12 protein-coding genes are annotated in these 14,168 nt (G+C 70.3%); 8 read left to right on the top strand and 4 right to left on the bottom strand.

The annotated features are described in order from the left end of the window. Positions 1-30 precede the first annotated feature (30 nt). On the bottom strand, positions 31-528 hold the full coding sequence (locus EOT10_RS36285) for a hypothetical protein (protein WP_127832660.1): 498 nt from the start codon (positions 526-528) through the stop codon (positions 31-33). Positions 529-691: 163 nt separating this feature from the next. Between EOT10_RS36285 and EOT10_RS36280 the strand changes: the two genes are divergently transcribed. From EOT10_RS36280 to EOT10_RS36270, 3 genes are all read left to right on the top strand, one after another. Next, positions 692-1,030, top strand: coding sequence for a YnfA family protein (locus EOT10_RS36280; RefSeq protein ID WP_127832659.1), 339 nt, complete (start codon positions 692-694; stop codon positions 1,028-1,030). Positions 1,031-1,104: 74 nt separating this feature from the next. Next, complete coding sequence (locus EOT10_RS36275; protein ID WP_127832658.1) at positions 1,105-1,881, top strand: SDR family NAD(P)-dependent oxidoreductase; 777 nt, start codon at positions 1,105-1,107, stop codon at positions 1,879-1,881. Then, positions 1,881-2,063: a hypothetical protein gene (locus EOT10_RS36270; RefSeq protein WP_127832657.1), complete on the top strand. Its 183-nt coding sequence runs from the start codon at positions 1,881-1,883 to the stop codon at positions 2,061-2,063. The genes EOT10_RS36275 and EOT10_RS36270 overlap by 1 nt, the downstream gene beginning before the upstream one ends. 26 nt (positions 2,064-2,089) lie before the next feature. Here EOT10_RS36270 and EOT10_RS36265 read toward each other — a convergent pair whose 3' ends face one another. Next, entirely contained in the window at positions 2,090-3,283 is a 1,194-nt protein-coding gene (locus EOT10_RS36265) for an RtcB family protein (RefSeq protein WP_127832656.1), read from the bottom strand. 204 nt (positions 3,284-3,487) lie between these two features. Between EOT10_RS36265 and EOT10_RS36260 the strand changes: the two genes are divergently transcribed. From EOT10_RS36260 to EOT10_RS36250, 3 genes are all read left to right on the top strand, one after another. Continuing rightward, entirely contained in the window at positions 3,488-4,369 is an 882-nt protein-coding gene (locus EOT10_RS36260; protein ID WP_127832655.1) for a DUF3558 domain-containing protein, read from the top strand. A 129-nt stretch (positions 4,370-4,498) separates the two neighbouring features. Then, the gene (locus EOT10_RS36255) at positions 4,499-5,323 is read left to right on the top strand and encodes a DUF3558 domain-containing protein (protein WP_127832654.1); all 825 of its coding nucleotides are present in this window, start codon (positions 4,499-4,501) and stop codon (positions 5,321-5,323) included. A gap of 200 nt (positions 5,324-5,523) precedes the next feature. Beyond that, complete coding sequence (locus EOT10_RS36250; protein ID WP_189492551.1) at positions 5,524-6,780, top strand: DUF2637 domain-containing protein; 1,257 nt, start codon at positions 5,524-5,526, stop codon at positions 6,778-6,780. Positions 6,781-6,837: 57 nt separating this feature from the next. Here the strand turns inward: EOT10_RS36250 and lysS are convergent, their stop codons facing one another. After that, a complete protein-coding gene (gene lysS, locus EOT10_RS36245) occupies positions 6,838-8,640 on the bottom strand; it encodes a lysine--tRNA ligase (RefSeq protein WP_127832653.1) in 1,803 nt (600 codons plus the stop codon). A gap of 157 nt (positions 8,641-8,797) precedes the next feature. Here lysS and EOT10_RS36240 point away from each other — a divergent pair, with 157 nt between their 5' ends. Together EOT10_RS36240 and argS are read left to right on the top strand one after the other, a co-directional pair. Beyond that, positions 8,798-11,107 (top strand): PA14 domain-containing protein, encoded by a 2,310-nt coding sequence (locus EOT10_RS36240; protein ID WP_127832652.1) that lies wholly within the window; start codon positions 8,798-8,800, stop codon positions 11,105-11,107. 118 nt (positions 11,108-11,225) lie between these two features. Beyond that, positions 11,226-12,992: an arginine--tRNA ligase gene (argS, locus tag EOT10_RS36235; protein ID WP_127832651.1), complete on the top strand. Its 1,767-nt coding sequence runs from the start codon at positions 11,226-11,228 to the stop codon at positions 12,990-12,992. A gap of 77 nt (positions 12,993-13,069) precedes the next feature. Here argS and hemB read toward each other — a convergent pair whose 3' ends face one another. Beyond that, positions 13,070-14,062, bottom strand: a complete 993-nt coding sequence (hemB, locus tag EOT10_RS36230; RefSeq protein ID WP_127832650.1) for a porphobilinogen synthase — start codon at positions 14,060-14,062, stop codon at positions 13,070-13,072. Positions 14,063-14,168: the final 106 nt, after the last annotated feature.

Here is a 14,168-nt window from a genome sequence, read left to right as displayed (position 1 = left end):
AAGTAGGGGCGCGCTACAAGTAAGTGCGCCCTAGAAGTAGTAGACGTCCCCCGTGTCCAGGGCCAGCACCTGATGGCGGCTGTTCTGCGGATTGCGGTCCACCTTGCCGTCGCTCCACACCGTGTCGATCCGCACCGTCACCTCCGACGGCACCCCCGCGAGCCACACCGACACCCCGATCCGCCCGCCCGTGCCGTCCGCCGGCAGCGCACCCGTCCGGCACAGCACCGTCCGCGCCTCCGCCCGCACGCACTGCTGCGGCAGCCCCGGCACGAACGCGACCGGCGCGGACCAGCGCAACCGCACCGTGGCGTCCCCCACCGCCGACGGACCGTGGTTCTGCGGGATGAACCCGACGTCCACCCGGCCCGCGGAGACGGCGACCTGACCGTGATACGCCAGATCCGCCTCCGGAGCGGGCAACGGCAGCCGTGGCCCGTCGGCGACCGCAGGACCCGCTCCGAGGACCACGACCACACCCAGTCCGACCGCCCCGAACCCACGCCCCAACACTCGCCTCACCAGCATGTTTCTCGCCGCCATCTCGTCCTCAAGCACGGATCACCGATCGCCCCGAGGCGGCTCCACCGACGCGGGTCTCCTGATCTATCCCACGCATCCCGCGCGGCAGGCGCCGTCCAACAGGTGACTGCGTGGCAGCCGCCCGGAACCGGCATGACAGCCTGTCCGCATGCTCGTCGCCCGCTCCGCGCTCCTCTTCGTCGTCGCCGCCCTCTTCGAGATCGGCGGCGCCTGGCTCGTCTGGCAGGGCGTACGCGAACACCGCGGATGGGCCTGGATCGGCGCGGGCGTCATCGCCCTCGGCGTCTACGGCTTCGTGGCCACGCTCCAGCCCGACGCCGAGTTCGGCCGCATCCTCGCCGCGTACGGGGGCGTGTTCGTCGCCGGGTCGCTCGCCTGGGGCATGGTCGCCGACGGATACCGACCCGACCGCTGGGACGTCACGGGAGCCCTCATCTGCCTCGCAGGCATGGCCGTGATCATGTACGCCCCCCGCGGCGGCCGGTGACGGCTTCGCGAGCGGCCTGCCTATCCTGGCTGGAGTCGATCGCCCGTCCGACGCACGTCCCGAGGAGCCAGTCCATGACCGCCGCCGCGCCCGCAGCCGCCTCCCGCATCGCCGTCGTCACCGGCGCGAGCAGCGGAATCGGTGCGGCCACCGCCCGACAGCTCGCGGCGGCCGGGTACCGGGTCGTGCTCACCGCCCGCCGCAAGGACCGCATCGAGGCGCTCGCCGCCGAGATCAGCGACGCGGGCCACCAGGCGGCCGCGTACGCGCTCGACATCACGGACCGCGCCGCGGTCGACGAGTTCGCCACGGCCTTCAAGACCATCGGCGTCCTCGTGAACAACGCGGGCGGCGCGCTCGGCGCCGACCCCGTCGCCACGGGCGACCCCGCCGAGTGGCGCCAGATGTACGAGACGAACGTCATCGGCACCCTGAACGTCACCCAGGCCCTGCTCCCCGCGCTCACCGCGAGCGGCGACGGCACGGTCGTCGTCCTCTCCTCCACGGCCGGCTTCGCCACGTACGAGGGCGGCGCCGGCTACGTGGCCGCCAAGCACGCCGAACACGTCCTCGCCGAGACCCTGCGCCTGGAGATCGTCGGCACCCCGGTCCGCGTCATCGAGGTCGCGCCCGGCATGGTCAAGACCGAGGAGTTCGCCCTCACCCGCTTCGGCGGCGACAAGGAGAAGGCCGAGAAGGTCTACCAGGGCGTCGCCCAGCCCCTCTCCGCGGACGACGTCGCCGACACGATCACCTGGGCCGTCACCCGCCCCAGCCACGTGAACATCGACCTGCTCGTGGTCCGCCCCCGCGCCCAGGCCTCCAACACCAAGGTGCACAGGGAGCTGTGATGCCGCACGACCAGCACGAGGCCCCCGACCCGCTCGAGGCCCTGGAACAGGAACACGACGAGCGCCGCCGCGCAGCGGAAAAGCGCGGCGAACGCCACATGTGGTGGTACCTCGCCTACTTCCTCTTCGGCATCCACCTCGTAGCCCTGGTCATGATCTACGCGGTCACCCACACGAAGTAGGCCCGGGCCGACGGCCGTTCAGCCGTTCAGCCCTTCACGCAGACGACCTGCTTCAGCTTCGCGACGACCTCGACGAGGTCGCGCTGCTGGTCGATGACCTGCTCGATCGGCTTGTACGCGCCCGGGATCTCGTCGACGACGCCGGAGTCCTTACGGCACTCCACACCCCGCGTCTGCTCCTCCAGGTCCCGCGTCGTGAAGTGCTTCTTCGCGGCGTTCCGGCTCATCCGGCGGCCGGCGCCGTGCGACGCCGAGTTGAACGAAGCCGCGTTGCCCAGACCCTTCACGATGTACGAACCCGTGCCCATGGAGCCCGGGATGATCCCGTACTCGCCGGAGCCCGCGCGGATCGCGCCCTTACGGGTGACGAGCAGGTCCATGCCTTCGTACCGCTCCTCCGACACGTAGTTGTGGTGGCAGGAGATGACCGGCTCGAACGTCGGCTTCGCCTTCTTGAACTCCTTGCGGATCACGTCCTGGAAGAGCGCCATCATGATCGCGCGGTTGTACTTCGCGTACTCCTGCGCCCAGAACAGGTCGTTCCGGTACGCCGCCATCTGCGGCGTCTCCGCGATGAAGACCGCCAGATCCCGGTCGACCAGGCCCTGGTTGTGGGACAGCTTCTGCGCGACGCCGATGTGGTGGTCGGCCAGTTCCTTGCCGATGTTGCGCGAACCGGAGTGCAGCATGAGCCAGATGACACCCTCAGTGTCGAACGTAAGTTCGATGAAGTGGTTGCCGCCGCCCAGCGTCCCCATCTGCTTGACCGCCCGGTCCTCCCGGAACTTCACCGCGTCGGCGACACCCCCGAACCGCCCCCAGAAGTCCTCCCACCCCGCCGTGCCGAAGCCATGCAGGCGACCCGGGTCCACCGGGCCGTCGTGCATGCCACGGCCGACCGGGATCGCCTGCTCGATCTTCGAGCGCAGGCGGGACAGGTCGCCCGGCAGGTCGTTCACCGTCAGTGACGTCTTCACCGCCGACATGCCGCAGCCGATGTCCACGCCGACCGCCGCCGGGCAGACCGCCCCGTGCATGGCGATCACCGAGCCGACCGTCGCGCCCTTGCCGAAGTGCACGTCAGGCATCACGGCCAGGCCCTTGATCCACGGCAGCGTCGCGACATTGCGCAGCTGCTGCATCGCGACGTCCTCGACCGTCGCCGGATCCGCCCACATCCGGATCGGAACCTTCGCGCCCGGCACCTCTACGTACGACATGGTGTCCTCGTTTCCCCCGTACATTCCCATACTTGATCAAAAGTCTGTAATCGCAAATACCGGCGCCAAGGTCAACGAATGGGATATCGGACCGGCGTCCACAGCTGTGCGTGCGATAGACATTGTGTCCATCGGCCGCCTGGTGGCGGCAACCGAATAAGCACGTCCGACGACGTGTCACCTTTGTCGAGAGGGGCCCCCACCGTGCAGCGGAAGGCGTACGTACCCGGCGTCGCCGCGCTCCTCGCAGCGCTGCTCACCGGTTGCACCGGGGGGCCGGGCCCGTCCGGTGACCCGGTCGACTCGAAGCCCGGTGACGCCGGCACCAGCGCCCCGGCCGCCCGCCCCGGCAAGTACCGCACGCTGCCCGAGCCGTGCCGTCAGCTCGACCGGGGCACGCTGGACAGGATGCTGCCCGGCATCAGGGAGATCCCCGAGGAAGACCAGCGCAACAAGGCCTACGAGGGCGCGGCCACGGTCACGTACGACACGGACCGGCACGTGGGCTGCCGCTGGAAGGACGACGGGGTGGACGCCTCGCACCGTCTGCTGATCGACTTCGAGCGGGTCGTCTCCTACGACAACACGGTGAGCGACGACACGGAGGCCGGTCAGGTCTTCGCGTCGAAGATGATCGCGGCGCACCTGCCGGAGCCGGTTCCGTCGGACACGTCGTCGCCGTCCTCCCCGTCGGTGTCCTCTTCGGCATCCTCTTCGTCTTCTTCGTCTGCAGGAAAGAAGGGCGAGAAGGGGGGGACGGGAAAGAAGGGGACTAAGGGAAGTGGTTCGGGTGCGCCGTCAGGTGATGCCTCGTCCGGTGCGGGCGACGCCGTGCCGAGCGCCGATCTTCAGCCCCGGGCCCTCCAGGGTCTGGGCGACGAGGCGTTCCTCGACGACCAGCTGTCGGGGTCCGCGTCCGTGGGCGGCCACCGGACGGTGACTGTGGTGTTTCGCACGTCGAACGTCATCGTGACCATCGAGTACGAGCAGCAGTCCGGCCCCGCCGCACAGGCCCCGGACAGCAAGGAAATGCAGGACAGGGCGCAGGAACTGGCCCGTCGGCAGGCCGGGACGCTGAGCGAGTAACCGGCGGTATCCCGTCCGGGCGGGTCCGGGGAAGCTGATCCGTCCGGCGCGGCTTGGGCGTACGGTGACCCATCGGACCCGGGCCGCACCTTCCGGGTACGTATCAGGCAACCCGGAGAATAAGGAACCATGCACCGACCGACCAAGCGACTCACCCGCATATTCGTCTGCGCAGCCGCCGTGCCGGTGATCCTCGTCGCATCCGGCTGCTCCTCCGACTCGGGCTCCGGTGACGGGGCGAAGAAGGGCTCTTCGAAGTCCTCCGCCTCGGCCACCGCGGCCCCCCAGGTGAAGAAGGCGGCGTTCGACTCGCTGCCGCAGCCGTGCTCGGCGATCTCCAAGAAGACGCTCGACAGCCTCGTTCCGGAGGCGAAGTCGGGCAAGTCGGGTTCCTCCGACGACGAGTCGGTGCGGGGCACCTGCTCCTGGTCGAGCCTCGACAACAAGGGCGTGCAGGGTTCGCAGTTCCGCTGGCTGAACGCGTCGCTGATGCGTTTCGACTCGGACGCGGCCCGTGGCAGCGGCAACAAGCTGGCGCACGCGTACTTCACCAAGCAGGTGACGGACGCGCAGTCGGCCGAGGGCGCGAAGTCCCCGAAGGCCGAGCCGGTGAGCGGCACGGGCGACGAGGCGACGGCCGTGACGTACGAGCTGAAGAAGAAGGAAGGCACCTTCAAGCAGCAGACGATCGTGGCGCGCGTCGAGAACGTCGTCGTGACGATCGACTACAACGGTGCGGGTCTCGCGGGCCAGAGCGCGCCGGACGCCTCCGCGCTGGTGAAGGACGCCGAGAAGGCGGCGAAGGAGGCCGTCGCGGCGGTCGTCGCGGCGAACGGGTCGGGCGCGCCCGACGGTTCCGCCACCGCGAAGCCCTCGGAGAAGCCCTCCGAGAAGCCCTCCTCGAAGTCCTCGGCGAAGCCGTCCGGCAAGGCGTCCACGAAGCCGTCCAACTAAGGCGTGAGCGCGGCGGCGGCGTCAAGTGGCCCTCCGCCGCCCCCCGTCGGCCCCCGGCCGGCCTCAACTCGCCACCCGGTCACGCCTTTTGCGGAGCCCGGTCCCTTATGGGGCCGGGCTCCCGCCGTACCGGGACACGGGCCTCCGCTTCGATGTGCGAGGCTGTCGCACGCAACAAGCCGTACAGGGAGGGGACACGTGTGGCCGCGCCACAGCTGACACGGACGCACCGGATACTCATCGGCGTGGTCGTCGCCGGAGTGGTGGTCATCGCCGGCATCGGTTTCGCGGGTTCGTACGCGGCCGTGCGCGCGCTCGCGATCCAGAAGGGCTTCGGGAACTTCAGTTATGTGTTCCCGATCGGCATCGACGCGGGCATCTGCGTACTCCTCGCCCTTGACCTGCTGCTGACCTGGATCCGCATCCCGTTCCCGCTGCTGCGCCAGACGGCGTGGCTGCTCACGGCGGCCACGATCGCGTTCAACGGCGCGGCCGCTTGGCCGGATCCGCTGGGCGTGGGCATGCACGCGGTCATCCCGATCCTGTTCGTCGTCGGGGTCGAGGCCGCGCGGCACGCGATCGGCCGCATCGCGGACATCACCGCCGACAAGCACATGGAGGGCGTGCGCCTCACGCGCTGGCTGCTCTCCCCGCTGCCCACGTTCCTGCTGTGGCGCCGCATGAAGCTGTGGGAGCTGCGCAGCTATGAGGCGGTCATCAAGCTGGAGCAGGAGCGCATGGTCTACCAGGCGCGCCTGCACTCCCGCTTCGGCCGCGCCTGGCGCCGCAAGGCCCCCGTCGAGTCCCTGATGCCGCTGCGCCTGGCGCGCTACGGCGTCCCGCTCTCGGAGACGGCCCCTTCGGGTCTCGCGGCGGCGGGCATCGAGCCGGCGCTGCTGCCGCCCGCACCGGCACCGGCCACGCCGGAACTGGTCCAGGCCCCGGCCCTCGCGCAGCAGGGGGCGCCCGTCGGGCCCGCCGCCGAGGAGGAGGCGAGCCCGTGGTTCCAGACGCCGCCGCAGACCGCGTCGTACGACGGTGGCTACGACCCGACGTACGACCCGGAGCAGCAGTACGAGGACTGGTACGAGGCCCATCAGGGCACGGGTGAGGCCTTCATCCCCGCTCAGGCCCAGCCGCAGCAGCCCGTGCCGCAGGCCCAGCAGCCCCAGCCCCAGCCCCAGGACCCGGAGTTCCCCGTCCCCGCCGGCCCCGGCCGCACCCGGCCGCTCGGTGACGGGATCCCCGTCGCCGAGGAGGAGCCGCCTTCCGAGGACGGCTTCTACCAGGTGTTCAAGAAGTCGATAGAGGGTGAGGGCATGCCGACGCCCGGAGCGTTCGCCGCGAACATCGAGGCGACGTACGGACTGAAGCTGGAAGCGCGTGATCTGCAGCGCTACATGGATCAGTTCACGTCCCGTCTGAACGGCGAGTTCATCGAGAACCACATCGCCTGACGCGCCGCTTACGCGAAAGGGCCGCACCGGAGCATCCGGTGCGGCCCTTTCCTCTGCTTACGCGCCGAGCAGGCTACGCACCCGCTCCGCGCCCACCGCGAGCAGCAGCGTGGGCAGGCGCGGCCCCGTGTCACGGCCGACGAGCAGGTGGTACAGGAGCGCGAAGAACGACCGCTGGGCCGTCTTGATCTCCGGCGGCAGCTCCTTCGGCGTCGCGTCCGGCGAGAAGCCGGCCTGGACCTTCGGCACGCCGTAGACGAGGTGCGTCAGGCCGTCGAGCGACCAGTGCGAGTCCAGGCCCTCCAGGAGGAGCCGCAGCGATTCGCGCGCGTCGTCGTCGAGCGCGGCCAGCGCCTCCGTGTCGGGCTCGGAGCGCACGACGGTGCGCGACTCGGCCGGCACGTACTTGCTGATCCACGCGTCGGCGCGGTCGAGCCGCGGCCGTACCTCGTCGAGCGTGGTGACCGGGTTCTCCGGGTCGAGCTCGCCGAGGATGCGCAGGGCCTGGTCCTCGTGGCCCGCGGTGATGTCGGCGACGGAGGCCAGCGTGCGGTACGGCAACGGGCGCGGCGTGCGCGGCAGTTCACCGGCGGCGGTGCCCACGGCGCGCATGTACGCGGCGGCGTCCGCCGGCAGCACGGAACCGTCGGCCACCTTCCCCGCCAGCTTGTCCCACTCGTCGTAGAGCCGCTGGATCTCCTGGTCGAAGGCGATCTTGAACGACTGGTTGGGGCGGCGGCGGGCGTACAGCCAGCGCAGCAGCTGCGGCTCCATGATCTGCAGCGCGTCGGCCGGGGTCGGGACCCCGCCCTTGCTGGAGGACATCTTGGCCATGCCGCTGATGCCGACGAACGCGTACATCGGGCCGATCGGCTGCTTGCCGCCGAACAGCTCGACGATCTGCCCGCCGACCTGGAACGACGAGCCCGGCGACGAGTGGTCCACGCCGGACGGCTCGAAGATGACGCCCTCGAACGCCCAGCGCATCGGCCAGTCGACCTTCCAGACCAGCTTGCCGCGGTTGAACTCGGAGAGCCGGACCGTCTCGGTGAAGCCGTCGACGGTGCAGGTGTAGGACAGCTCCGTCGTCGCGTCGTCGTACGACGTGACGGTGGTGAGGTCCTTGCCGCACTCGCCGCAGAACGGCTTGTACGGGTAGTAGCCGCCCGCGCCGCCGCTGCCGTCGTCCTCGGACGCGGCGCCGGAGCCCTCGGCGGCCTCCAGCTCGGCCTCGTCGACCGGCTTCTGCCCCTGCTGCTGCTTCTTGGCCGGGGCCTTCTTGGTGCGGTACTGGTCGAGGATCGCGTCGATGTCACCGCGGTGCTTCATGGCGTGCAGGATCTGCTCGCGGTAGACACCCGACGTGTACTGCTCGGTCTGGCTGATCCCGTCGAACTCGACACCGAGCTCGCCGAGCGCGTCGATCATCGCGGCCTTGAAGTGCTCCGCCCAGTTCGGGTACTCCGAACCGGCCGGGGCCGGGACCGAGGTGAGCGGCTTGCCGATGTGCTCGGCCCACGACGCGTCGGTGCCGGGGACGCCGGCCGGGACCTTGCGGTACCGGTCGTAGTCGTCCCAGGAGATCAGGTGCCGGACCTCGTACCCGCGGCGGCGGACCTCGTCGGCGACCAGGTGCGGGGTCATGACCTCGCGCAGGTTGCCCAGGTGGATGGGTCCGGAGGGTGAGAGTCCGGACGCGACGACGACCGGTTTGCCCGGGGCGCGGCGCTCGGACTCGGCGATGACATCGTCCGCGTAACGGGAGACCCAGTCCTGGGTCTCCGCGCCTGTGCTCTGGGCCACGATTCGGTCGTCCTTCTCTGCGAGTCGGGTGGAGCGGGTGAGCTCTGCTCGGTCCATTCTCCCAGCTACCGGGGGCTTGGGGGAAACGTGTTCCGCGAGCGCCAAGGCCAGGCAAAATCGGGCGCCAAGGCCAGGTAAAGACGAGAGCCAAGGCCGGGTAAAACCGGTGGGTCCCTCCGTACAACCCCACGGACCCCACGCGTGTCCTCTTTTCGTGATCACAGACAGATTCCGCGCCGGGCTGCGCGTGGGGGCCGCCGGGCTCGCCATGACCCTGCCCACGGCCTGCCTCGTCCTGGCAGCGCCGTCGGCCTCGGCCGCCGTGACCTGCGGCAACACCACGTTCAAGCGGACGTTCTACACCAACACGTCGTTCTCGGGTACGCCGAAGAAGACGGACTGCGACACCACCATCGACCAGAACTGGACAGGCGCTCCGGTCTCCGGGATGGCGACGAACAACTTCTCCGTGCGCTGGTCGCTCACCCGGGACTTCGGTTCGGGCGGCTGCTTCACGTACCGCCTCTCCGGCACGGACGGCCTGCGCCTGTACGTGGACGGCGTCCGCAAGGTGAACAAGTGGACGAACACCGGTGACGCGGGCAACAGCGTTCCGGGCACCTTCTGCATCGGCTCGGGCAACCACACCGTCCGCGTCGACCACGCGAACTGGACGGGGCTCTCCCGGGTGAAGTTCACCTGGCCCGCCTCCTCCGACAGCAAGGCGCCGCTGGCCCCGACCGGCATCACCACCTCGTACGACGCGGCGACCGGCAAGGCCACCGCGAGCTGGACGAAGAACCGCGAGCTCGACATCGACCACTACCGGGTCCTCGTCGAGACCTCCACGACCGGGATCGCGGACTGGGACACCACCGGCACCAGCACCTCGTACGCGCTGCCGAAGGACGGCCGGAAGTACCGGTTCTGCATCCAGGCCGTCGACAAGTGGACGAACTACGGCGCCACCGCGTGCGGCCCGTACGTCGGCACCCCGGACCAGACGGCCCCGGCCGCCCCGGCCGTGCGCACCTCCGACGTCACCGTGTCGACGGACCTGGGCACGCCGCGCGTCAACGTCTGGCTGGGCCAGGTCAAGCCGTCCGACGGCCCCGTCTTCACCCTGTGGCGGGCCACGGCCGAGGCGGGCCCGTACACCAAGGTCGCGACCCTCGACCTGCGCGAGACCCCGGACGAGCAGTACCTGTACGACGAGACGCCCGCCGAGAAGCAGACGTACTACTACGCGGCGTCGGCCACCGACGCCGCCGGCAACACCTCGGCGCGCACCACGCCCGTCGCGGTGACCACGCCGGACACGTCGGCGCCGGGTGCCGTGACGAGCCTCGCGGCCAAGGCGGACCCCGACAAGGTCGCGCTGACCTGGGCCGCACCGGCCGACGACGCCGTGCGCTGGCAGGTGTACGGGGCCGACGGCACGGCGACACCGACCCTGCTCGGCACCGCCGACTCCGCCGCGTACTCCGACACGACGGCCAAGCCCGGCGTCGTCCGCACGTACACCGTGTACGCGGTCGACGCGGCCGGGCACCGCTCGTCCGGCGTGAAGATCTCCGCGCGCCGCCAGGTGGCACCGGCCGTGCCCGTGTACCTGCGCCCGGACGCGGACGGCCGTCCCGAGCTGCGCTTCAGGGTGGCGGCGGACAACGACCACAGCGGCGGCTTCCGGGTCTACTCCGGCACCTACGCCTCCACGGCCCGCACGAACCCGCGCGCCTGCGAGCCGAAGGAACTCTCCGCCACCGGCACGTACATCGAGTACGGCTGCGTCCTCACCGACTTCCGCGACTCGACGGACCACTACGTCACCGTCGTCGCCGTGGCCGGCAACGGCGTGACCTCGACCGACCTCAAGACGATCCGCTACGACGACACCACCGCGCCGCCCGCCACGACCGGTCTCACCGCGACCCCCCAGCCGTGGGGCACGGCCCTGCGCTGGGACAAGTCCACCGCCGCCGACGTGCACGCGTACTGGGTGCGGTCCGGCCGGCCCGAGACGGTCGACGGGGTGCTGACCTGCGCGGGCGGCAGCTCGGAGGTCGTCGACGGGAACGTCACGTCGTTCCAGGACACGTCGGGCCTGCCGGACGGCGAGGAGCGCTGCTGGGAGGTGCGCGCGGCCGACGGCGCGGGCAACGCCTCGGAGCCGGTCACCGTCCACGCAACGGAGCAGGACACCCGCCCCACGGAGGCGACCGCACCGGGCTCCCCCGTCGCGGGTCTGGAAGCCGTGGAGAACACCGGTGACGTCGCCCTGAACTGGGACACCCTCGACGGCGCCACCAGCTACCGGGTCTACCGCTGGAACCGCACCACGAGCACCTACGAGCGGATCGCCGAAGGCGCCCTGGAGAACCCGTACTCGCAGCAGTTCCGTCACTACCGCGACGAGAACGCCCCCGCCGGGACCGCCGCCTACTACCGGGTGACGGCCGTGTACGCGGACGGCACCGAGTCGGCACCCGCGCTCGCGGCCGTGTCCCTCGCGCCCGCGGCCTGACGAGGCGGCCACCGGGGGCAGGCGGGAATCCATGCGACCGCCCGCCCGCCCCCGTGGGAGACTGAAGACGTTTTCTGCACCTCTTCTGTACTCCTACGAGCGGAACGGCAACCACTCCATGGCCTCGGTCACGTCCCTCACGTCCTCCGTCAACCAGCGTCTCGCCGACGCCCTCAGCGCCGCCCTCCCCGAGGCCGGTGCGGGCGCGGACCCGCTGCTGCGACGTAGCGACCGGGCCGACTACCAGGCCAACGGGATCCTCGCGCTCGCCAAGAAGGCCAAGGCGAACCCGCGGGAGCTGGCCACGCAGGTCGTCGAGCGGATCACGGCCGGCGACCTGCTCGCCGAGGTCGAGGTCTCGGGCCCCGGCTTCCTGAACATCACGGTCACCGACAAGGCGATCACCGAGACGCTCGCCGCCCGCGCCGCCGACGGCGACCGCCTCGGCGTCCCGCTCAAGGAGAACGCGGGCGTCACGGTCGTCGACTACGCCCAGCCGAACGTGGCGAAGGAGATGCACGTCGGCCACCTGCGCTCGGCGGTCATCGGCGACGCCCTGCGCGCCATGCTCGACTTCACGGGCGAGCAGACGATCGGCCGGCACCACATCGGCGACTGGGGCACCCAGTTCGGCATGCTCATCCAGCACCTGATCGAGCACCCGGGCGAGCTCGCCCCCGCCGACGAGGTCGACGGCGAGCAGGCCATGTCGAACCTCAACCGGATCTACAAGGCGTCCCGCGCCGTCTTCGACGCGGACGAGGACTTCAAGGAGCGGGCCCGCAAGCGGGTCGTCGCGCTGCAGTCGGGCGACAAGGAGACGCTCGACCTGTGGCAGCGGTTCGTGGACGAGTCGAAGGTCTACTTCTACTCGGTCTTCGAGAAGCTCGACATGGAGATCCGCGACGAGGAGATCGTCGGCGAGAGCGCCTACAACGACATGATGGCCGAGACGGCCCGCCTCCTGGAGGAGTCGGGTGTCGCCGTGCGCTCCGAGGGCGCCCTCGTGGTCTTCTTCGACGACATCAAGGGCAAGGACGACCAGCCGGTCCCGCTGATCGTGCAGAAGAAGGACGGCGGCTTCGGCTACGCGGCCTCCGACCTCTCCGCGATCCGCGACCGCGTCTTCGACCTGCACGCCACGTCGCTCATCTACGTCGTGGACGTGCGCCAGTCGCTGCACTTCAAGATGGTCTTCGAGACGGCCCGCCGGGCGGGCTGGCTGAGCGACGAGGTCACGGCCCACAACATGGGCTACGGCACGGTGCTCGGCGCGGACGGCAAGCCGTTCAAGACGCGTGAGGGCGAGACGGTCAAGCTGGAGGACCTCCTCGACGAGGCCGCCGAGCGGGCCACGGCGGTCGTGCGCGAGAAGGCCGAGAAGGTCGGCCTGACCGAGCAGGAGATCGTGGAGAACGGCCGGTACGTGGGCATCGGCGCGGTGAAGTACGCCGACCTGTCGACGTCGCCGAGCCGGGACTACAAGTTCGACCTGGACCAGATGGTCTCCCTGAACGGCGACACTTCGGTCTACCTCCAGTACGCCTACGCCCGCATCAGGTCCATCCTGCGCAAGGCCGAAGGCGCGGCCCCGGTGGCCCACCCGGAGCTGGCGCTCGCACCGGCGGAGCGCGCGCTCGGCCTGCACCTGGACGGGTTCGGCGACACGGTCTTCGAGGCCGCCGCCGAGTACGCCCCGCACAAGCTGGCCGCGTACCTGTACCAGCTGGCGTCGCTCTACACGACGTTCTACGACCAGTGCCCGGTCCTGAAGGCGGACACCCCGGCGCAGGTCGAGAACCGCCTGTTCCTGTGCGACCTGACGGCCCGCACGCTGCACCAGGGAATGGCGCTCCTGGGCATCCGGACGCCCGAGAAGCTCTGACGACGACCCAGAACGGCCCGGCCCTCAGGTCTCCCTGAGGGCCGGGCCGTTCTGCTACACAGTCGCAGTCACTGGGCTCAGCGCAACCAGCGCGCCGCCTCGGTCGCCCAGTACGTCAGGATCATGTTCGCGCCGGCCCGCTTGATGCCGAGCAGCGTCTCCATGATGGCGCGGTCCCGCTCGATCCAGCCGCGCTCGGCCGCGGCCTCGATCATCGCGTACTCGCCGCTGATCTGGTACGCGGCGACGGGCACGTCCACCGACTCGGCGACCTTGGCGAGGACGTCGAGGTAGGGGCCGGCCGGCTTGACCATCACCATGTCGGCGCCCTCTTCGAGGTCGAGCGCCAGCTCCCGCAGGGACTCCCGGACGTTCGCCGGGTCCTGCTGGTACGTCTTGCGGTCGCCGGTGAGCGACGAGCCGACGGCCTCACGGAACGGCCCGTAGAACGCCGACGAATACTTGGCGGTGTAGGCGAGGATCGAGACGTCCTCCTTGCCGATGGTGTCGAGCGCGTCGCGTACGACACCGACCTGGCCGTCCATCATGCCGCTGGGGCCCACGACATGGGCGCCCGCGTCGGCCTGGACCTGCGCCATCTCGGCGTAACGCTCGAGCGTCGCGTCGTTGTCGACACGACCCTCGGCGTCGAGGACACCGCAGTGCCCGTGGTCCGTGAACTCGTCGAGGCACAGGTCGGACATGACGATGAGCTCGTCACCGACCTCGGCGCGCACGTCCCGCAGGGCGACCTGGAGGATGCCGTCGGGGTCGGTACCGGCCGTCCCCAAGGCGTCCTTCTTCTCGTCCTCCGGAACGCCGAAGAGCATGATCCCGGAGACCCCGGCCTCCAGCGCCTCGACGGCGGCCTTCTTCAGGGTGTCCCGGGTGTGCTGCACGACACCGGGCATGGACCCGATCCCGACGGGCTCACTGATGCCCTCCCGCACGAAGGCGGGCAGGATCAGATCGGCCGGATGCAGCCGGGTCTCGGCGACCATGCGCCGCATCGCGGGGGTGGTACGCAGCCGCCGCGGCCGCGCCCCGGGAAACGTTCCGTACTCAGTCACACCAACACTCCACGTCTGACTACTCGTACCTCTGTGGGCAGGCGTTCCGCAGGGCGGAACGGGTGGGCACAGCCCACGCGCCGGGCAACGGCACGCAGGCGCCCAC

This window comes from Streptomyces antnestii, from assembly GCF_004005495.1.
In the GTDB taxonomy this organism is placed as follows: Bacteria; Actinomycetota; Actinomycetes; order Streptomycetales; family Streptomycetaceae; genus Streptomyces; species Streptomyces antnestii.
Note: the sequence above shows the minus strand (reverse complement) of the source record. Positions and strands in the feature narration are given on the sequence as shown.